A 17,614-nucleotide genomic window follows, 5' to 3' on the forward strand; every position below is an offset into this window, starting at 1 on the left:
TAACCGTTTTCCGGGACGGCGCGGTAACAGTACGCATGGTCACCACGACGGAGAAAGACGGCGCGACGTGGTACCGGTGCGAAGAGTGCGAGATGCTGTTCGACGTGGAGTCCGACGCCGAGGCTCACGAGGAGAACTGCGACACGGACAGCCCGTCGTACTTGCAGTAGCGGGGGAGCGAGAGCGTCGGCGGCGACTCGGCGAGCGCGACGCCTACGCCGGGTCGTGTTCGTCCGCGAGTCGCTCGGCGTGGTCCAGCGAGGTCGCGCGCTCCCAGCGGACGCGCTCGGCGTCGCCGTAGGCGAGCGCCTCCTTCAGTTCGTCGCGGAGGACGCCGACGCCGCGACCGACGAGGTCGCCGTCCGCGTCGCCGAGTTCGTAGTAGCCGTAGGATTCGGGTGCGGTGCCGACAGTCCGCTTTTCCAGCGGTTCCCAGCGCTTCCGGAGCATCACTCGGCGACGAACTCGTAGGAGTCTTCGCCCCAGTCGTCCTCGACGAAGACGAACACGCGGCCGCGGGCGACCTCGGGGTCGGCCTCGATTTCGAAGCGGTGGCCGGGCACCCGCCGGACGAGGACGCCGGGGAACAGCTCTTCTTCGTCGCCCTCGCCGAGGATGACGCGGCCGACGCCGCTCGATTCGAGCACGTCGTCGTGGCTCGTGAGGTCGTTGACGTACATCATGACGCCCTCTGTCTCGGTGGGGTCGGTGACGAGGACGTGGACCTCCTTGCCGGGGGCGGTGCCGAGCGTGCCCGTGACCGCCTCGGGGACGCCCCGGTAGACCGTGGTTCGGTTGTCGATGTACTCCACTTCGACGCCGTAGTCGTGGAGTTCGACGCCGAGCGTGCTCGGGGCGATGTCGTTGCGGGCGCTCATACCCCACCGTTGCCTCGGGGGCGGCAAAAACGTCGCGTCTCGGGGCGGCCCGCGCCGCGCGTCGCTCCCCCCGCCGCGCCGCCGCCCCTCCGGGCGAAAACGGCACGGACCGCCACACATAACACCGTGTGCCGACCTCCCGGAAGTATGCACGGCCGAGCCACCGCCCTCGGGGCGGGCACCGTCTTGAACGCCCTGGCGACGGCGACCGGCTCCGCGTTCGCCATCGACGCGGAGACGACCGCGTCGGTCGAACTGGACGACTCCGGCGACGTCCGCGGCAGTATCGCGGCGGCCCCCGACGCCGACACGCGACTCATCGAACACTGCGTCGAACTCGCCGTCGAGGCGTTCGGCGACGGCGAGGGCGGCACCGTCGAGACCGAAAGCGACCTGCCGATGGCCGCCGGCCTCAAGAGTTCGAGCGCCGCGGCCAACGCGACGGTGCTGGCGACGCTCTCCGCGCTCGGCCGCTCGGTCGGTCCCGGACCGGACGCCGATATCTCCCGGCTCGACGCCTGCCGGATGGGCGTCCGCGCCGCCCGCGAAGTCGGCGTCACCGCCACCGGCGCGTTCGACGACGCCGCGGCCTCCATGGTCGGCGGCGTCGTCGTCACCGACAACACCGAAGACGACCTCATCGCCCGCGACGAGGTCGACTGGGACGTGCTCGTGTGGACGCCCCCGGAGCGCGCCTACAGCGCCGACGCCGACGTGAGTCGCTGTGAGAACGTCGCTCCGATGGCCGACCTCGTCGCCGACCTCGCGCTCGAAGGCCGCTACGCCGAGGCGATGACCGTCAACGGGCTCGCCTTCTCGGCCGCGCTCGACTTCCCGACCGACCCGGCCGTCGAGGCGATGCCCATCGCCGACGGCGTCTCGCTGTCCGGGACCGGCCCGAGCGTCGTCGCCGTCGGCGACCGCGCCGACCTCGAACGCGTCGAGGAACTGTGGGACGCCCGCGAGGGTGAGACCCGACTGACGACCACCCGAACCGACGGAGCAAGAATCCAATGACAGACGACACCCCAGACGCCGCCGAACCGTTTCAGGACATGTCCCTCGACGAACTCCGCGAGGAGATAGAGGATATCGACCGCGGCATCGTCGAACTCATCGCCCGCCGGACCTACGTCGCCGACACGGTGGCGAAGGTCAAGGACGAGAAGGACCTGCCGACGACCGACGAGTCCCAAGAAGAGCGCGTGATGGAGCGCGCCGGGAAGAACGCGGCCCACTTCGAGGTGGATTCGAACCTCGTGAAAGCCATCTTCCGACTGCTCATCGAGATGAACAAGGCCGAACAGCGGCAGAATCGGTAGCCCGACGCGTTCTCATCCCCGCCCTCGCACCCACGCTGTTTCAACGACGCGCCGCCGCGTCACTCGCGGATGACCATCACCTTCACCCGGCGGACCGCGTCGAAGTCACGAAGCCGATAGGTCAGCGCCCGGACGCGCTCGGCGGGGCCGCGACAGAACAGCGATTCGAGACACCACTCGCCCTGATGGGTGTGGCTCGTGTTGAGGATGACGTCCTGAAACTCGTGTTGCGCCCCGTGAAGCTCCCGTATCACGTCGTGGTGGCGGTAGTCGAAACCGACGAGCGCGACGACCTCGCCGGAGACGTCTTCGAGTCGGGCGTGGGACTCGACGAACTCTCGCATAGCCTCTCGGACCGCCCGCGACCGGTTTTCGATGCCCTCGTCGCGCCACGACCGGTCGAACTCCGCGACCAGTTCGTCGGGGATGTTGAAACTCGTCCGCATCACCTCCAACTGGCGCGTACAGCTACAAGAGTCCCCGTTATGACGATACCCGCGATTCGGTATTAACAACCCCTATACCCCTCGTTTGCCACGGGTACGGTAGTACATGGCCTCGAACGAACTGCTCGGTCTCGTCGCCGGCGCGGTAGCCCTCGGAGCCGTCCACGGCGTCGAACCGGGTCACGGCTGGCCCGTCGCGGCCTCGTACGCGCTCGACCAAGCGAACAAGTGGGTGTACGGGTTCGCGGCGAGTTTCATCCTCGGGGTCGGCCACCTCGTCAGCAGTATCGCGATGGTGGGCGTGTTCTTCTACGCGAAGTCGTACTTCGACCTCACACAGGTCAACGAGCCGATTACGATTCTGGGCGGCGTCCGAATCGGCGGACAGGTCAGTCTCGTGGCCGGGGTCTTACTCATCGCGCTCGGCGTCCGCGAGTACGCCCACGGACACTCGCACGGCACTCACGACCGCGACGACCACAGTCACGCCGCCGACCACGACCATCGCCGCGACGGTGGCCACGGACACAGCCGCGAAGATGGCCACACCCACGACCGCGACCACTCACACGGTCACACCCACGACCGCGACCACTCACACGGTCACACCCACGACCGCGACGACAGCGGACTGTTCGCTCGGCTGAAAGGCTTCGTTCCCTTCGTCGGCGGACACTCCCACTCGCACGGCACCCCCGACGAAGCCGCGGACCGCGGCCTCCTCGGCATCGCGTGGTTCGCGTTCGTCCTCGGATTCGCCCACGAAGAGGAGTTCGAGATTATCGCGCTCTGCGCCGGGTCGAACTACTGCCTCGAACTGATGGGCGCGTACGCGCTCACCGTCATCATCGGCATCGTCGGACTGACGATGGTGCTCATCGCGGGCTACCAACACTACGAGGACGAAGTGGAGAAGTACACCCCGTATCTCCCGGCGTTCTCGGCGGCCGTGTTGGTGCTGATGGGTGTCGGCTTCATCACGGGGCTGTTCTAATCGGCTCCGGCCCACCGGCACCAACGCTGATCGACCACAATCGGAATCTCCGTCGGTGGACGCGGCCTACGGGGCCATCTCGTCGTTACCTCCATATCGCTTGCGACCGTAGGTATGCGTGGCATGCCCACGCACAAAGCGGAGACGACGTGGACCGGTGGCAAAGACGGGAGCGGCGAGTTCTCGACGGAGAGCGGGACCGTCGAGGGGACGTTCACGTTCCCGACGCGGTTCGAGGACGAACCGGGGTCGAACCCCGAGGACCTCATCGGCGCGGCCCACTCCGGCTGTTTCTCGATGCAGTTGACCGCGTTCCTCGAAGGCGAGGGCTACGCGCCGACGAGCCTGCACACCGCGGCCGACGTGCACCTCGACCCGGCGGACGGCGGCGGCTTCGAAATCTCGCGCATCGACCTGACGCTCGACGCCGACGTACCCGACATCGACGAGGAGACGTTCGCCGAACTCGCCCAGCGCGCCAAGGAGAACTGCCCGGTGTCGAAGGCGCTCGCCGGCCCGGAAATCACGCTGAGCGCGACGCTCGCCTGACCGCACGTCGCGCCCGGCGTCGCGCCCGGCGTCGCGTCCGGCATCGCGCCCGGCGTCTCGACCCGACCGGGTCGGTCGCACTCCGATTCAGCGGTTCGACTCGAACCAGTCTTCGGCGAAGTCGACCAGCGCGGGCTGGTCGAGGAGCGTCGCCGTCGCGGCCGCGCCGACGGTCGTCTCGAACGCCTCGCCGACCGCCTCGAAGTCGTCGGTCTCGACCTCGATGTCCTCGTACTCGACGACGACGCGCTCGCCGTCTCGGAGAAGCGGCGCGCGCTCGGTCGTCCGCGTCTTCTCGAAGTCGGCGCGGTGCTCGGCGAGGTGGAGCGAGGTGTCGTTCCCGTGGCCGACGCCGAGCAGGAGCACGTCGCCGCCGCGGTCGTACACCCGCGCCAGCGGCGACCCGTCGCCGAGGCCGTACTCGAGTTCGTGGTCGGCGACGATTTCCTCGGCGGCCGCGCCCCACGCCGCGAAGGAGACCGTCGGGTGTTCACTGCGGACGACGCCGGGGTAGTTGCGGAAGCACTCGGCTATCGCGCCCATCCCGCGGGTCGGCGTCACCTCGGGACGGAACGGCGGCATCGACTCGCCGATGATATCGACCCAGTCGTCGGGGACCGGCGGATTCTCCCACACCGACGGGTCGGTGTACTGGCCCGTGTGGGTCGGCATGACGAGCGTCCCGTCGTCGGTCAGCACCGTCTGGAGGGCGTCGACGACCGCCTGCGGGCCGCCGGCGACCCAACCGAGCGAACTGAGCGACGAGTGGACGAGGAGGGTGTCGCCGGCCGCGACGCCGAGCGCGCGGAGGTCCGCGGCGAGCGAATCCACGGTTCCGGGCTCGTCCACGCGCTCGACCGCATCTGCTTCGGACATACGCGTCCGTCGACCGGGTCGGGGTTCACTCTTTGGTGTCGGCCGACCGAACGGACCACCTGCGCCCCCGGCGGCGCTTCCCGATTCGGCACCCCCGGCCCGTAGAAGCGCGTTTGTCGGTCTCGTCGGCGTTTTAGGTCTCTCCGAGATACGCTTTGCCCGCTTCGCTCACTCCAGATACGTCTCGGCGAGCGCGTCCAGCGCCTCGTGGCGGTGGGTCGTGTGCGGCGCGGTCAGCGGCGAGACCGACACCCGGCCCTCGACGACGGCCCGGCGGTCGGTCCCGTCGGGGTCTGGGATATCGCCGGTTCGCATCCGCTCCCAGACGCGGTCGTGGAGCTCCACGGTGCCGTTTTCGAACTCCGCGGTCATGTCGTACAGCTCGGAGGGAACCGTCACCTGCATGTCCGCCGGGCCACCGTCGGGGTCTGACATTGGCGCGTTGACGTTGAGGTAGTCGCACTGCTCGAAGACGCCGGCGGGTTCGGCGTGTTTGACGAGGTACGACGCCGCGTGGGTCGCCTCGCGGAAGTCCCGCGGGTCGGTCGCCTTCTCGTGCCACGGCAGGTCGCCGCCGGCGGGGACGTACAGCGAGAGGGCGATGGCGGGCACGTCGAAGAACGCGGCCTCGACGGCGGCGCTGACGGTCCCCGACCGTCCGAGGACGTACGCGCCGATGTTGGCTCCCTTGTTGATGCCGGAGACGACCATGTCCACGTCGGGACACAGCGCCTCCAAGCCGGCGACCGTGCAGTCGGCGGGGGTCCCCTCCAGCGCGTAGCCGAGTTCGTGCTCGGAGACGACCGCGTTGGTCGACATCTTCCGGCCGACCGCGCTCTGGTCCGTCGCGGGCGCGACCGCGGTCACGTCGGCGAACTCCGAGAGGCCGTCGTAGAGCGCGCGGAAGCCCACGCTCTCGATGCCGTCGTCGTTGGTGAGGAGGATGCTGGGTTCGCTCATGGTCCGACTGGGGACGGAGCCCGCAAAAAGCCACCCGTCGGACGCAACGTGGCCGGGTCGGTCAACGGGCGGGTGAAGTCGGGCGGCGGCGGCCGACGCGGGGCGCTCAGGCGACGCGGTCCACGAGCGTCTCGTCGTCGACGACGAGGTTGTACGCCTCCTCGTCGTCGTTCCAGAGCGCGAGGACGTTCTCGAAGACCAGCACGTCGCCGTAGTCGGCGTCGGCCACATCGGCGTTCAGCACGGTGTCGCGCGTGCGGACGGCGTAGTGGTCGACCGCCTCGCTCCCGTCGCCGATTTTGAACACCTGGTTGTTCCCCTCCGAGAGGTCGTGGCTCAGTTTGACCGCCAGCAGGTCGATGCGGTTCGTGACGTGGCGCTCCATCTCGGCCATCTTGGCGAACCGCGCGGGGTTTCCGCGCACGTCGAGGCGGCGCTCGCCGTCGGTCCGAAGGACGCTGTAGGAGTACTGCACGTCCACGTTGACGAAGGTGCCCTCGTCCTCGTCGCCGTCGCGGCCCTCGTCGAGGCGGCGCTGGAACCCCGGCACGTCGAGGTCGGGCTTCACGTCGAACGACCAACCGCGGTCCGAGGGCGCGTAGCCGTCCCAGAGGCGGAGCGTCGGCGCGTACACCGTCACGTCGCCGTCGGCCGGCGCGACCTCGCGTTCGACCTCGCGGAGGCCGGTGCTGGTGTTCCGGTCGGCGGGCGCGATGGCGACGATTGCGCCGTCGTCGGCGAGGGCGTCGAGGTATTTCTCGACGACCGCGGCGGGGTCGTCGAGTTCGCTCAGGACGCTGGCGAACAGGACGATATCGTACTCGCCGTCGGGGTCGAACGCCTCGGCGGTCTCGCGGTGGACGGTCGTCCGGAAGTTCCGGCGCGTCTCGCCGAGCATCCGGTCGAGCACGTCGGCGGAGGCGCTCGGCTCGACCGCGTGGTAGTCCACGACGGAATCGTCGGGGAGGAAGTCGTGGAGGCCGAGCGCGGGACCGCCCGTCCCGGCACCCACGTCGAGCACGCGGGGGTTTCGAGGGAGCAGGCTCCGCTCGGCGAGGTCCGAGAGGACGTAGCCGACGGCGGCGTAGTAGTCCGGAAGGTGGTAAATCCCGTAGCCGAGCGCGGCGTCCTCGTCGTACTCGACGGGGTTGCCCCGGTAGTAGTCTTCCTTCAGTTGGCGGACGCGCTCCCGGAGGCGGTCGCCGGAGTCGCCGACGTGCCAGTTCGCGCCGTAGCGCCCGATGAGCAGGTCTTCGAGGGCGAAGGAGTAGTCGTCGGGGAAGGCCGCGGGCGACCAGTTCCGAAACGGCGCGGGCTCGTCGCTCGCGGGGACGAACGTGCCGTCGTCGCGCTCGAACAGGCCGAGGTCGTGGGCCTCCTCGCGAAGCGTCTGTTTCACCACGGCGGGGTGCGGCGCGCCCTCGATGTAGTCGGCTATCTCGTCGGGGTCGATGGGGCGGACGTTTCTGAGGTACTTCGCGTTGTCGCGGACGGCGTCTCTGTCTATCATCGGTGGGCTGTGGAGCGAGTCGCCGTCGCCCGCGCGGGAGGTGTCGGCCCGCCGCGGGGCGTCGGCGTCGGTGTCTCCCTTCACTCGTCACTCGACAGGGTCGTGCTTGTCGGTCTGGTCGCGGTCGTCGGCGCTCGCGGGGGTCGATTCGATTGGCGCGTCGTCGCCGCGGGAGACGCGCCCGTAGAGGTCGGCGAACGCCTCGTCGTCGGCCGCCGCGAGCGCGCGGGCCGCGTCGGCGACGCGGTCGGTCCCCTCGCCGAACGAGGACTGGATGTCCGCGTACACGCGCGGGGTGCCGCCGGCCACCGAGGCGACGAGTTCGTCGAGCGCGGCCGATATCGGCGTGGCGAACTCCTCGCGCACGTCGTCGGCGGCGAGGCCGAACGAGAGGACGGCGGCGTGGGCGGCCGCCTGCACCGTCTCCATCGCGGCGTCGTGTTCCTCGGGCGTCGTCTCGAAGACGCGGTTGCCGGCCGCGTCGAGGTCCGCGAGCAGGGCGTCGGTGTACGCGCCCGGTTCGTCTGCGACGGCGGCGACGTTTCCGGGGGCGTTGTGCGGGGCGAAAAGCGGGTGGAGGCTGAGTCGCTCGCGGTCCGGGAGGTGGTCGCGCATCGCCGCCACCGGTGGTCTCATCGCGCCCGTCACGTCGCACATCGCGGCGTCCGCGCGGTGGGCGTTGTCGGCGACGGCGTCGGCGGCGAGGCGCATCGGGACCGCGAGACAGACCACGTCGAACCGCTCGTCGCCCTCCAGCGGGACCGCCCGGCCGCCGAGTGCGTCCGCCGCGGCGACCGCGCTCTCGGGGTCCGCATCGGCGAACGCGAGGTCGGCGTCGACGGTGCGGCCGAACCAGCGTCCCATTGCGCCCGCGCCGACGATGAGCACGTCCATCGGTACGGGTGTGGAGGTGCGGCGGGCAAAAGGGAATCGGTGGCGGCGGGTGTGGCGAGACGCCCTCCGCGGTCGCCCCCGAAAACCGCGTTCAACCGACACCCGGTGTCCGAACCATCAAGTGGTGGATGACCGATAGAAAACTATGTCATTCGATGATGTTGATTTCGAGGGTCGGACGGCCTTCATCACGGGAACCAGTCGCGGCATCGGGAAGGCTATCGCGCTCGACCTCGCCGACCGGGGCGCGAACGTCGTCTCGACCGGCAAGACCGTCGACGGGCGCGAGGACCTCCCCGGGACCATCGTCGAGACGACGGAGGAGATACGCGAGCGGGGCGGCGACTCCATCTGGTGTCAACTCGACGTACGCGACGACGACTCGGTGCAGACGGCCATCGACGAGACGGTCGACGCCTTCGGCGGCATCGACTTCGTCGTCAACAACGCGGGCGCGATTCACATCGCCGGCTTCGAGGACACGCCGCCGAAGCGGTTCGACCTCCTCATGGACGTCAACGCCCGCGGGGCGTACGCGACCACGCACGCCGCGCTCCCGCACCTCCGCGAGAGCGACCGCGCCCACGTCGTCACCTTCTCGCCGCCGATGCCCGCCCGCCCCGCGCCGGGGAAGGTCGCCTACGCGCTCTCGAAGTACGGCATGACGTTCATCGCGCAGTCGCTCGCGGGCGAACTCGCCGCCGACGACATCGGCGTGAACGCGCTGTGGCCGGTCACCGCCATCGAGTCCGAGGCGACGCGACACTTCGGGATGGGCACGCCCGAGGACTGGCGCACCCCGCAGATTATGTGCGACGCCGTCGCCGAGCTGTTCTCGCGCCACCCGACCGACTGCACCGGCAACGCGTTCTACGACGAGGAACTCTTGGCCGACGCCGGCGTCGACGACTTCTCTCGGTACGCGGTCGTCGAGGGGAGCGACCCCGGTCCGATGTCGGCGCGGTTGTTCGACCCCGACTACGAACGCTGACGCGCCCCGGTTATCGGCGCTGAGACTCGGGGGCGGACGTTTATACCGGGTGAACTCGAAGACACGCGGGATGAGTTCACGCGCCGTCGATACTGTGGAAACAGCCTCTCCGGCGCGATATTTTACCGAATCGGCAATTAGACTTATCTACCGGTGGGGAATCCCATAGCGCATGGAGTTCCCTCGCCTCCCGTCACGAGACACGAGCGGCCAGAAGGTCGTCCTCCCCGACGACTTAGAGGGCGAACAGACGCTCGTGCTCATCAGCTTCGACCGCCGCCAGCAGTCGCTGGTCGGGTCGTGGCGCGGGTTCGCGAAGGAACTGTGCGAGATGTACGGCCATTTCGGCTACTACGAACTGCTCGTCCTCGGCGGGCGAAGTGGGATGATGCCGGCGATGTCGGGGGGCGGGATGTCTCCGGAGGCGGCCCGGAGTCGCCCCCACGACAACGCGCTCATCGCGCGGGTGGACAAGACCGCGCTCCAGCGCCGCCTCGGACTGCTCGGCGAGGGCAACATCTACGCGCTTCTCGTCGAAGACGGGACGGTCGTCCGGCAGGCCGCGGGCGTGCTCACGCCCGAGACGGGTGACGCGCTGGAGGACCTGCTGAAACAGTGGCGCGAGGCCAACTCCGGGTGGACCGACGCGTCGGCCGCCTGCGGCTCGACCGGCGACAACGCCCTCGACAGCTGAGTTTCTACGTCGACTCCGACGACGTGAGTTCGGTTCGACTCCGCGTTTCCGCGCCGACTACTCGACGAGGAGTTCGACCGGGTACTCGGTCAGGTTCTCGTAGCCGTCTTCGGTGACGACCACGAGGTCCTCGATTCTGACGCCGCCGACGTCGGGGTCGTACAGCCCCGGCTCGATGGTGATGACGTGGCCGGGCCGAAGCTCCTCGCCGCTCGGACTCAGCGAGGGCAGTTCGTGCACGTCGAGACCGACGCCGTGGCCCGTGCTGTGGATGAAGCCGGTCTCGGCGGCGGGGTCCGCGCGAAGCGTGTTCTCGCCGGCGGCCTCGTACACGTCGCAGACGGCGTCGTGGACGTCTTTTCCGGTCGCACCGGGCTCGACGGCGTCGAGGGCGGCCTCGAACGCCTCCTCGGTGAGGTCGAACCACGCGCGGATTTCGGGCGACGGCTCGCCTTTCACGAACGTCCGGGTCATGTCGCCGTTGTACTTCGTCTCCTTGTCGCGCGGGAAGATGTCGATGATGACGGGCTCGTCGGCCCGGAGCGGGCCGCTCCCGCGGTCGTGCGGGTCAGCGGCGTCGGCCCCGCAGGCGACGATGGTCTCGTCGAGGGCACAGCCGTGTCGCAGGAGCGTCACCTCGATTTCCTCCCGGACGCGCTCGCTCGTCAGCGGTTCGCCCTCGTCGGTGAGCGTGCCGTCGTCGGCCACGTCGGCGTCGCGGATGAGACTCTCGGCGGCGCGCATCGCGGCCTCGTTTGCGTCTTGGGCGGCGTGGATATGCTCGACTTCCTCGTCGGTCTTCACCGCGCGGATGTTCGTGAGCACGTCGTCGGTCTCGGCTTCGACCGCGACGCCCTCGTCGCGCAGGGCGTCAGCGGTGCCGAGCGGGAAGTCCGCGGGAACCGCCAGCGAGGCGACGTCGTGGTCGGCGAGGAACGCCGCGACCGTCTTCGCCTTCCCGACGACCGCGCCGTGTTCGGCGTGGTTGTCGCGGTAGTCGTAGTCGGAGAGCCGGGAGACGGTGTCGGCGCGGCTCTCCTTTTTGGCGCGGCCGAACTCCAGCGTCGAGACGAGGAGGTGGATTCCCTCGGGCGTGTAGAGCGTCACGTACGGGTCCGGCGCGTCGAACCCGGAGAGATACAGCTGATTGGAGTCGCTCCCGTCGGCCGAGATGAGATAGCCGTCGAACTCGTCGCCGAGGAACTCGGCCAGCGGTGAGAAATCGGGTTCCATACGCCGGAGTTCGCCCGGCCGGTAGTAAAGCTCTCGCGTCGCGGTCGGCGGGTTCCGGTATCGGCCCCGCGACGCGCCTCTTCGGGCGGGAGACACGCCGCGGATAGGCCGCCGGAACTCGCCGCGAGCGCCGTCCGAGCGCCGCGCGAGTCGGTCGCGACTGTTCGTGTCATCGGCGCTGTTCTGCCGACGTACGGTACGCCCGCTCGCGATATATGTTTGTTGGCAAACACGAAACCGAGCGACCGCGGTGCCGTCGCCGTCAGGGAGAACGTCGCCGCGTCCGGTACCCTGATACCGGACCCTGCCGACCCCTCGCGTATGGACGCCCACGTCTCCCCGTCCCGGGTCGCCGGACGCACCCGAGCGCCGCCGTCGAAGAGTTACACCCACAGAGCCGTCCTCGCCGCGGGCTACAGCGACGAGGCGGTCGTCCGCGACGCGCTCGTCAGCGCCGACACCAAGGCGACCATGCGCGCGGTCGAGGCCTTCGGCGGGTCGGCCGACCGCGACGGCCAGACGGTCGACGTCACCGGCTTCGGCGGCCGCCCGGGCACGCCCGACGACGTGGTCAACTGCGAGAACTCGGGGACGACGATGCGCCTCGTCACCGGCTGTGCGGCCCTCGGCGAGGGCCTGACGGTCCTCACGGGCGACGCGTCGCTACGCTCGCGGCCCCACGGCCCGCTTCTCGACGCCGTCTTCGACCTCGACGGCCGCGCCGAGAGCACGCGCCGAAACGGGCAGGCCCCGCTCGTCGTCGGCGACGGCATGGCCGGCGGCACCGTCGAGATTCCCGGCGACGTGTCCTCGCAGTTCATCACGGCGCTCCTCATGGCCGGCGCGGTCACGGAGGAGGGCATCGACGTCGAACTCACGACCGAACTCAAGTCCTCGCCGTACGTCGATATCACGCTCGAACTCCTCGCCGACTTCGGCGTCGACGCGACCCGGACCGACGCCGGCTTCTCGGTCCCCGGCGGCCAGTCGTATGCCCCCGAGGGCGGCGCGTACAGCGTTCCCGGCGACTTCTCGTCTATCTCGTACCTGCTCGCGGCCGGCGCGGTCGCGGGCGCTGAGGGCGAGGACGTCGTCATCGAGGGTGCGCGCCCGTCCGCGCAGGGCGACACCGCCATCGTCGACATCGTCCGCGACATGGGCGCGACGGTGGACTGGGACGAAGCGGCGGGCGAACTGACCGTCTCCGCGGCCGACCTCACGGGGACGACCGTGGACGTGGGCGACACGCCCGACCTGCTTCCGACCATCGCGGTCCTCGGCGCTATCGCCGACGGCGACACGGTCATCGAGAACTGCGAGCACGTCCGCTTCAAGGAGACCGACCGCGTGAGCGCGATGGCGGAGGAACTCGCGGAGATGGGCGCAAACGTCACCGAACAGCGGGACAGACTCACGATTCACGGCGGCGAGACCGACCTCGTCGGCGCGGCGGTCGACGGCCGCGGCGACCACCGCATCGTCATGTCGCTGGCCGTCGCCGGCCTCGTCGCCGAGGGCGAGACGACGATTGCGGGGAGCGAACACGTCGACGTGTCGTTCCCGAACTTCTTCGAGGCGATGCGCGACCTCGGAGCCGAGATGAGCGAGCACTGAGGGCGCGACCCCACAGCGACCCGCCCGGACGGACCCGTTTTCGCCCGCCCGGACGCCGGGCTCCACGCCGACGAGATGGTGATTCGGTTCGCCACGGCGACGCTGGACTCACTCCGCCGAGTCGGGGTCGGGGCCTCGCCCCGTCACGCCCGTCTCCGTCACGATGGCGTCGACCCCCCAGAGTTTGAGGGCCATCACGCAGAGCGTGCCGATACGCCCGAAAATGCCGGCGAGCATGAACGTGGGGTCGCCGAACCCCCGCCCACGATTGCGGCTTTCTACAAACACTAAATGGGCGGCCACCCGAGGGGCGGGTAATGAACGGCAACGAATTCGGTCGTCTCTTTCGGATGACCACCTACGGCGAGAGCCACGGCGACGCGATGGGCGTCACGGTGTCCGGCTGTCCCGCCGGCGTGGAGCTGTCGGTCGAGGACGTACAGGCGGAACTGGACCGACGCAAGCCGGGCCAGTCGATGATTACGACGAGCCGCGGCGAGCCGGACGCCGTCGTCGTCAACTCCGGCGTGCAGGACGGCTACACGACGGGCACGCCCATCGGGATGGTCGTCCAGAACAAGGACGCCCGCTCGGGCAAGTACGAGCCGTACGTGACCGCGCCGCGGCCCTCCCACGGCGACTTCACCTACTCGGCGAAGTTCGGCACGCGCAACTGGGGCGGCGGCGGTCGGTCGTCCGCGCGCGAGACGGTGAACTGGGTCGCCGCCGGCGCGGTGGCCAAGCAGGTCATCGAGCAGAGCGACTACGACATCGAGGTGAAGGCGCACGTGAACCAAATCGGCGACGTGAAAGCGCCGGAGGTCACCTTCGACGACCTGCGCGAGCACGCGGAGGAAAACGACGTGCGGTGTGCCCACCCCGAGACGGCGGCGGAGATGCAGGAGCTCATCGAGGAGTACCAGACGGAAGGCGACTCCATCGGCGGCTCGATTTACTTCGAGGCGCAGGGCGTCCCGCGCGGCCTCGGCGCGCCGCGGTTCGACTCCGTGTCGGCGCGACTCGGACAGGCGCTCATGTCGGTGCCGGCGGCGACGGCGTTCGAGTTCGGTCTCGGCCGCGAGGCCCGCGAGTGGACCGGCCACGACCGCAACGAGAACTGGGAGTTCGATGAGAGCGAGTCGGAAGACCCGAGCGGTGATGAACCGCGAGCGCGCGGCGACCCCCGACCCGTCGGCAACAAACACGGCGGCATCCAGGGCGGTATCACGACCGGCGAGCCGGTGTACGGTGAACTGACGCTCCACGCGCCCACGTCCATCCCGAAGAAACAGCGGACCGTGGACTGGGAGACCGGCGAGGAAAAGGAGATTCAGGTCGTCGGCCGTCACGACCCCGTGCTCCCGCCCCGCGGGGTCCCGGTCGTCGAGGCGATGCTCTACGTGACCATCCTCGACTTCATGCTCCTCGGCGGACGCATCAACCCCGACCGCCTCGACGGACAGGCCGGAGAATACGACACGCCGTACCACCCGTCGAGTCCCGACAACGAGTAGCGAACGCGATTCCGAGTTATCGTTTACTCTGTTCGGCGGGCGTGATAGCCCGTTCGTCCACTTTCGGTGGCGGGTGGGTGGGTCAGTTCAACAATATTAGGTCCTTCATCATCTTTACTTGTTAATCCATAGCAAAGTCTTTAATCGGACCCTCCCCAACTTTTCAGGTAGCGCCCCAGCGGGGCCGTGAGCTCAACATATGACTGACCACGAACTTATCTGGCGTATCGCAGGGGGTTCCGGTGACGGTATCGCCTCGACGAGCCAGAACTTCGCCAAAGCCCTGATGCGAGCGGGGCTACACGTTTTCACGCATCGACACTATCCATCGCGCATCCGCGGTGGCCACACGTACACGGAAGTGCGCGTCAGCGCCGACCCCGTCAAGTCCCGGGGCGACGGGTACAACTTCCTCCTCGCCCTCGGTGACTCCTTCGCCCGCAACCCGAGCGAGGGTGCCTACTACGGCAACGAGGAGATTAAGCCGCTCTCGGAGAATCTCGACGAACTCAACGAAGGCGGCGTCATCGTCTACGACTCCGGTCTGCTCGACGCCTCCGAAATCGAGGACTTCGACGAGCGCGTCGAGGAGAACGACTGGCACGTCTACGACATCGACCTGCGCACCATCGCCCGCGAGCACGGCCGCGAGGTCATGCGCAACACCGCCGGCGTCGCCGTCACGTGCGCCATCGCCGGCATCGAACCCGACGTCATCAAGAGTCTGATGTCGGACGCGATGCCCGACAAGATTCTCGAACCGAACCTGACCGTCTTCGACGACGCCTACGAGATGGTCCGTGAGGAGTACGACGTCGACGCTCCCGACGTGTCCGCGCCGACCGGCGAACACGACGAAGAGCAGGTGCTTCTCTCCGGCTCCGACGCCATCGCGTACGGCGCCATCGACGAGGGCTGTCGCTTCATCGCGGGCTACCCGATGACCCCGTGGACGGAAGTCTTCACCATCATGACCCAGAACCTCCCCGAGCTCGGCGGCATCTCCGAGCAGGTGGAGGACGAAATCGCCGCCGCCGCGCTGGCAATCGGTGCCTCTCACGCGGGCGTCAAGGCGATGTCCGGGTCGTCCGGTGGCGGCTTCTCGCTCATGTCCGAGCCGCTCGGTCTCGCCGAGATAACCGAGACGCCGCTCGTGCTCGTCGAGGCCATGCGCGCCGGTCCCTCGACGGGGATGCCGACGAAGCCCGAGCAGTCCGACCTCGAGCACGTCCTGTACACCTCGCAGGGCGACTCCCACCGCATCGTCTTCGCGCCCGGCAACGCCGCCGAGGCGTACTACCAGACGCGCAAGGCGTTCCAGATCGCCTACGAGTACCAGATTCCGTCCATCGTCCTCTACGACCAGAAGCTCGGCGGCGAGCTCTCGAACGTCCCGGCGTCGGTCTTCGACGAGGAGCCGAACGCCGACCTCGGTTCGGTCCTGACGGAAGCGGAACTCGAAGACGCGCCGCACGACGACTCCGGCAAGTACCAGCGCTTCCAGCACGACACCGAAAACGGCGTCTCGCCGCGTTCGCTGCCGGGCCAGAAGGGCGGTCGCTACCTCGCGACGGGTAACGAGCACATGCCCGCGGGTCACATCTCGGAATCGCCCGAGAACCGCGTCGCACAGGTGAACCGCCGCATGCAGAAGGTCGACAACATCCGCACCGAGCTCGACGCCGACGGCGAGTTCAACACGGTCTACGGCGACGAGGACGCCGACCTCGGCCTCATCACCTTCGGCAGCCAGCAGGGCACCGTCGAAGAGGCCGCCGACGTCCTCAGCGAGAAGGGCCACTCGGTCAAGGTCCTCGGCGTCTCCGAGATGATGCCGTTCCCGAAACAGCAGGTCGCGGAGTTCCTCGACAGCGTCGACGAGGCGCTCGTCGTCGAGATGACCGCCTCCGCTCAGTTCCGCGGACTCATCTCCAAGGAACTCGGCGGCTACGGCGACCAGATGTCGAGTCTCCTCAAGTACAACGGCAACCCGTTCGAGCCCGCCGACATCGTCGAGGGCTTCGAGACGGCGCTCCTCGAAGGCGAGGAGCTCCCAGACAACCGCACGAAGTTCGTCCCCAAAGTGGGTGAATAAATCATGAGTGCATTCAGCGCAATCGGTGAAGAAACGGAGCAGGACCAAAACGAGTTCACCCCCGGACTCGAACCCCAGCCGACGTGGTGTCCGGGTTGCGGTGACTTCGGTGTCCTCAAGGCGCTCAAAGGCGCGGCGGCCGAACTCGGCCTCTCGCCCGAGGAGATGATGGTGACGACCGGTATCGGCTGTTCCGGCAAGCTCAACAGCTACTTCAACAGCTACGGCTTCCACACCATCCACGGCCGCTCGCTCCCCATCGCCCGCGCCGCGAAGCTGGCGAACCCCGGGCTGACCGTGGTCGCCGCCGGCGGCGACGGCGACGGCTACGGTATCGGTGGCAACCACTTCATGCACACCGCTCGTGAGAACCACGACATCACCTACATCGTGTTCAACAACGAGATCTTCGGCCTCACGAAGGGTCAGACCTCGCCCACGTCGCCGATGGGTCACAAGTCGAAGACCCAGCCCCACGGCTCGGCCAAGACGCCGCTCCGCCCGCTTTCGATGTCCCTGAACGCCGGGGCGTCGTACGTCGCGCGGACGGCCGCTGTCAACCCGAACCAGGCGAAAGACATCATCGTGGAAGCCATCCAGCACGACGGCTTCTCCCACGTCGACTTCCTCACGCAGTGTCCGACGTGGAACAAGGACGCCCGTCAGTACGTCCCGTACATCGACATCAACGACTCCGACGACTACGAGTTCGACAACACGAACCGCTCGGAGGCCTCCGAGATGATGTTCGAGACGGAGAACGTCCTCCACGAGGGCACCGTCCTCACCGGCCGGTACTACGTCGACGAAGACCGCCCGTCCTACCAGCAGGAGAAACAGCGCATCGGAGAGATGCCCGAAGAGCCGCTCGCGGAGCGCTACTTCGACGACTCCTACGAGTGGGAGCGGACGTTCGACAACTTCCTCGACAAGCACAAGTAACGCCGCCGCCGCCGTCTCGGCGGTCGGTTTCCGACCGGTAGCCGCGCCGGTTCGATGTGACCGAGAACGCTTTTCGGATTCGCAAGATATTTTTCTCCCGTG

19 protein-coding genes and 1 pseudogene are annotated in these 17,614 nt (G+C 68.4%); 11 read left to right on the top strand and 9 right to left on the bottom strand.

Going from position 1 to position 17,614, the window contains the following annotated elements; all coding sequences use genetic code 11:
* Window positions 1-35: 35 nt before the first annotated feature.
* Entirely contained in the window at window positions 36-170 is a 135-nt protein-coding gene (locus ACFQI8_RS09490) for a DUF7128 family protein (RefSeq protein WP_390244163.1), read from the top strand.
* 43 nt (window positions 171-213) lie between these two features.
* On the opposite strand, the gene ACFQI8_RS09495 is transcribed toward ACFQI8_RS09490, so the two are convergent.
* Together ACFQI8_RS09495 and ACFQI8_RS09500 are read right to left on the bottom strand one after the other, a co-directional pair.
* Window positions 214-450, bottom strand: a complete 237-nt coding sequence (locus ACFQI8_RS09495) for a DUF7508 domain-containing protein (protein ID WP_390244165.1) — start codon at window positions 448-450, stop codon at window positions 214-216.
* The gene (locus tag ACFQI8_RS09500; RefSeq protein ID WP_390244167.1) at window positions 450-878 is read right to left on the bottom strand and encodes a DUF5796 family protein; all 429 of its coding nucleotides are present in this window, start codon (window positions 876-878) and stop codon (window positions 450-452) included. The genes ACFQI8_RS09495 and ACFQI8_RS09500 overlap by 1 nt, the downstream gene beginning before the upstream one ends.
* Window positions 879-1,025: 147 nt before the next feature.
* On the opposite strand from ACFQI8_RS09500, the gene ACFQI8_RS09505 reads away from it, so the two are divergent.
* Both ACFQI8_RS09505 and ACFQI8_RS09510 read left to right on the top strand, forming a co-directional pair.
* Window positions 1,026-1,895: a shikimate kinase gene (locus ACFQI8_RS09505; RefSeq protein WP_390244169.1), complete on the top strand. Its 870-nt coding sequence runs from the start codon at window positions 1,026-1,028 to the stop codon at window positions 1,893-1,895.
* Window positions 1,892-2,200: a chorismate mutase gene (locus tag ACFQI8_RS09510; protein WP_390244171.1), complete on the top strand. Its 309-nt coding sequence runs from the start codon at window positions 1,892-1,894 to the stop codon at window positions 2,198-2,200. The genes ACFQI8_RS09505 and ACFQI8_RS09510 overlap by 4 nt, the downstream gene beginning before the upstream one ends.
* Window positions 2,201-2,259: 59 nt before the next feature.
* Here ACFQI8_RS09510 and ACFQI8_RS09515 read toward each other — a convergent pair whose 3' ends face one another.
* A complete protein-coding gene (locus ACFQI8_RS09515; protein ID WP_390244173.1) occupies window positions 2,260-2,646 on the bottom strand; it encodes a CopG family ribbon-helix-helix protein in 387 nt (128 codons plus the stop codon).
* Between the two features lie 106 nt (window positions 2,647-2,752).
* Between ACFQI8_RS09515 and ACFQI8_RS09520 the strand changes: the two genes are divergently transcribed.
* Both ACFQI8_RS09520 and ACFQI8_RS09525 read left to right on the top strand, forming a co-directional pair.
* Complete coding sequence (locus ACFQI8_RS09520; RefSeq protein WP_390244175.1) at window positions 2,753-3,640, top strand: hypothetical protein; 888 nt, start codon at window positions 2,753-2,755, stop codon at window positions 3,638-3,640.
* A 123-nt stretch (window positions 3,641-3,763) separates the two neighbouring features.
* Window positions 3,764-4,189 (top strand): OsmC family protein, encoded by a 426-nt coding sequence (locus ACFQI8_RS09525; protein WP_390244177.1) that lies wholly within the window; start codon window positions 3,764-3,766, stop codon window positions 4,187-4,189.
* An 87-nt stretch (window positions 4,190-4,276) separates the two neighbouring features.
* Here the strand turns inward: ACFQI8_RS09525 and ACFQI8_RS09530 are convergent, their stop codons facing one another.
* The 4 genes from ACFQI8_RS09530 to ACFQI8_RS09545 form a co-directional block, all read right to left on the bottom strand.
* The gene (locus ACFQI8_RS09530) at window positions 4,277-5,065 is read right to left on the bottom strand and encodes an AAC(3) family N-acetyltransferase (RefSeq protein ID WP_390244179.1); all 789 of its coding nucleotides are present in this window, start codon (window positions 5,063-5,065) and stop codon (window positions 4,277-4,279) included.
* Window positions 5,066-5,233: 168 nt separating this feature from the next.
* Window positions 5,234-6,025, bottom strand: coding sequence for a 5'/3'-nucleotidase SurE (gene surE / locus ACFQI8_RS09535; RefSeq protein WP_390244181.1), 792 nt, complete (start codon window positions 6,023-6,025; stop codon window positions 5,234-5,236).
* Window positions 6,026-6,131: 106 nt separating this feature from the next.
* The gene (locus ACFQI8_RS09540; protein ID WP_390244567.1) at window positions 6,132-7,535 is read right to left on the bottom strand and encodes a small ribosomal subunit Rsm22 family protein; all 1,404 of its coding nucleotides are present in this window, start codon (window positions 7,533-7,535) and stop codon (window positions 6,132-6,134) included.
* Window positions 7,536-7,622: 87 nt separating this feature from the next.
* Window positions 7,623-8,429, bottom strand: coding sequence for a prephenate dehydrogenase/arogenate dehydrogenase family protein (locus ACFQI8_RS09545; protein ID WP_390244183.1), 807 nt, complete (start codon window positions 8,427-8,429; stop codon window positions 7,623-7,625).
* Between the two features lie 145 nt (window positions 8,430-8,574).
* On the opposite strand from ACFQI8_RS09545, the gene ACFQI8_RS09550 reads away from it, so the two are divergent.
* Complete coding sequence (locus ACFQI8_RS09550; protein ID WP_390244185.1) at window positions 8,575-9,420, top strand: SDR family oxidoreductase; 846 nt, start codon at window positions 8,575-8,577, stop codon at window positions 9,418-9,420.
* Window positions 9,421-9,592: 172 nt separating this feature from the next.
* Complete coding sequence (locus ACFQI8_RS09555) at window positions 9,593-10,114, top strand: hypothetical protein (protein ID WP_390244187.1); 522 nt, start codon at window positions 9,593-9,595, stop codon at window positions 10,112-10,114.
* Window positions 10,115-10,171: 57 nt separating this feature from the next.
* On the opposite strand, the gene ACFQI8_RS09560 is transcribed toward ACFQI8_RS09555, so the two are convergent.
* Window positions 10,172-11,347 carry a M24 family metallopeptidase gene (locus ACFQI8_RS09560; protein WP_390244189.1) on the bottom strand — a complete coding sequence of 392 codons (1,176 nt, stop codon included), beginning with the start codon at window positions 11,345-11,347 and terminating at the stop codon, window positions 10,172-10,174.
* Between the two features lie 321 nt (window positions 11,348-11,668).
* Here ACFQI8_RS09560 and aroA point away from each other — a divergent pair, with 321 nt between their 5' ends.
* Window positions 11,669-12,961, top strand: coding sequence for a 3-phosphoshikimate 1-carboxyvinyltransferase (gene aroA, locus ACFQI8_RS09565; RefSeq protein WP_390244191.1), 1,293 nt, complete (start codon window positions 11,669-11,671; stop codon window positions 12,959-12,961).
* Between the two features lie 108 nt (window positions 12,962-13,069).
* On the opposite strand, the pseudogene ACFQI8_RS09570 reads toward aroA, so the two are convergent.
* Window positions 13,070-13,174 (bottom strand): annotated as a pseudogene (locus ACFQI8_RS09570) (DUF6653 family protein); the annotation flags it as partial.
* Window positions 13,175-13,278: 104 nt separating this feature from the next.
* Between ACFQI8_RS09570 and aroC the strand changes: the two are divergent.
* The 3 genes from aroC to ACFQI8_RS09585 all read left to right on the top strand — a co-directional run bounded on the left by aroC (window position 13,279) and on the right by ACFQI8_RS09585 (window position 17,512).
* Window positions 13,279-14,475: a chorismate synthase gene (gene aroC, locus ACFQI8_RS09575; RefSeq protein WP_390244193.1), complete on the top strand. Its 1,197-nt coding sequence runs from the start codon at window positions 13,279-13,281 to the stop codon at window positions 14,473-14,475.
* Window positions 14,476-14,674: 199 nt separating this feature from the next.
* Window positions 14,675-16,570: a 2-oxoacid:acceptor oxidoreductase subunit alpha gene (locus tag ACFQI8_RS09580; protein WP_390244195.1), complete on the top strand. Its 1,896-nt coding sequence runs from the start codon at window positions 14,675-14,677 to the stop codon at window positions 16,568-16,570.
* Between the two features lie 3 nt (window positions 16,571-16,573).
* Window positions 16,574-17,512 (top strand): thiamine pyrophosphate-dependent enzyme, encoded by a 939-nt coding sequence (locus ACFQI8_RS09585; RefSeq protein ID WP_390244197.1) that lies wholly within the window; start codon window positions 16,574-16,576, stop codon window positions 17,510-17,512.
* Window positions 17,513-17,614 lie beyond the last annotated feature (102 nt).

It is taken from the genome of Haloferax chudinovii (assembly GCF_042663345.1).
Classification (GTDB): Archaea; Halobacteriota; Halobacteria; order Halobacteriales; family Haloferacaceae; genus Haloferax; species Haloferax chudinovii.

What these genes read in the sequence shown, in the direction of transcription:
- ACFQI8_RS09550 (WP_390244185.1), top strand. Translation starts at nt 8,575, where the DNA reads ATGTCATTCGATGATGTTGATTTCGAGGGTCGGACGGCCTTCATCACG.
- surE (WP_390244181.1), bottom strand. Translation starts at nt 6,025, where the DNA reads ATGAGCGAACCCAGCATCCTCCTCACCAACGACGACGGCATCGAGAGC.
- ACFQI8_RS09540 (WP_390244567.1), bottom strand. Translation starts at nt 7,535, where the DNA reads ATGATAGACAGAGACGCCGTCCGCGACAACGCGAAGTACCTCAGAAAC.
- ACFQI8_RS09500 (WP_390244167.1), bottom strand. Translation starts at nt 878, where the DNA reads ATGAGCGCCCGCAACGACATCGCCCCGAGCACGCTCGGCGTCGAACTC.
- ACFQI8_RS09495 (WP_390244165.1), bottom strand. Translation starts at nt 450, where the DNA reads ATGCTCCGGAAGCGCTGGGAACCGCTGGAAAAGCGGACTGTCGGCACC.
- ACFQI8_RS09545 (WP_390244183.1), bottom strand. Translation starts at nt 8,429, where the DNA reads ATGGACGTGCTCATCGTCGGCGCGGGCGCAATGGGACGCTGGTTCGGC.
- ACFQI8_RS09580 (WP_390244195.1), top strand. Translation starts at nt 14,675, where the DNA reads ATGACTGACCACGAACTTATCTGGCGTATCGCAGGGGGTTCCGGTGAC.
- ACFQI8_RS09510 (WP_390244171.1), top strand. Translation starts at nt 1,892, where the DNA reads ATGACAGACGACACCCCAGACGCCGCCGAACCGTTTCAGGACATGTCC.
- ACFQI8_RS09490 (WP_390244163.1), top strand. Translation starts at nt 36, where the DNA reads ATGGTCACCACGACGGAGAAAGACGGCGCGACGTGGTACCGGTGCGAA.
- ACFQI8_RS09515 (WP_390244173.1), bottom strand. Translation starts at nt 2,646, where the DNA reads ATGCGGACGAGTTTCAACATCCCCGACGAACTGGTCGCGGAGTTCGAC.
- ACFQI8_RS09530 (WP_390244179.1), bottom strand. Translation starts at nt 5,065, where the DNA reads ATGTCCGAAGCAGATGCGGTCGAGCGCGTGGACGAGCCCGGAACCGTG.
- ACFQI8_RS09555 (WP_390244187.1), top strand. Translation starts at nt 9,593, where the DNA reads ATGGAGTTCCCTCGCCTCCCGTCACGAGACACGAGCGGCCAGAAGGTC.
- ACFQI8_RS09520 (WP_390244175.1), top strand. Translation starts at nt 2,753, where the DNA reads ATGGCCTCGAACGAACTGCTCGGTCTCGTCGCCGGCGCGGTAGCCCTC.
- ACFQI8_RS09560 (WP_390244189.1), bottom strand. Translation starts at nt 11,347, where the DNA reads ATGGAACCCGATTTCTCACCGCTGGCCGAGTTCCTCGGCGACGAGTTC.
- ACFQI8_RS09585 (WP_390244197.1), top strand. Translation starts at nt 16,574, where the DNA reads ATGAGTGCATTCAGCGCAATCGGTGAAGAAACGGAGCAGGACCAAAAC.
- ACFQI8_RS09525 (WP_390244177.1), top strand. Translation starts at nt 3,764, where the DNA reads ATGCCCACGCACAAAGCGGAGACGACGTGGACCGGTGGCAAAGACGGG.
- ACFQI8_RS09505 (WP_390244169.1), top strand. Translation starts at nt 1,026, where the DNA reads ATGCACGGCCGAGCCACCGCCCTCGGGGCGGGCACCGTCTTGAACGCC.
- aroC (WP_390244193.1), top strand. Translation starts at nt 13,279, where the DNA reads ATGAACGGCAACGAATTCGGTCGTCTCTTTCGGATGACCACCTACGGC.
- aroA (WP_390244191.1), top strand. Translation starts at nt 11,669, where the DNA reads ATGGACGCCCACGTCTCCCCGTCCCGGGTCGCCGGACGCACCCGAGCG.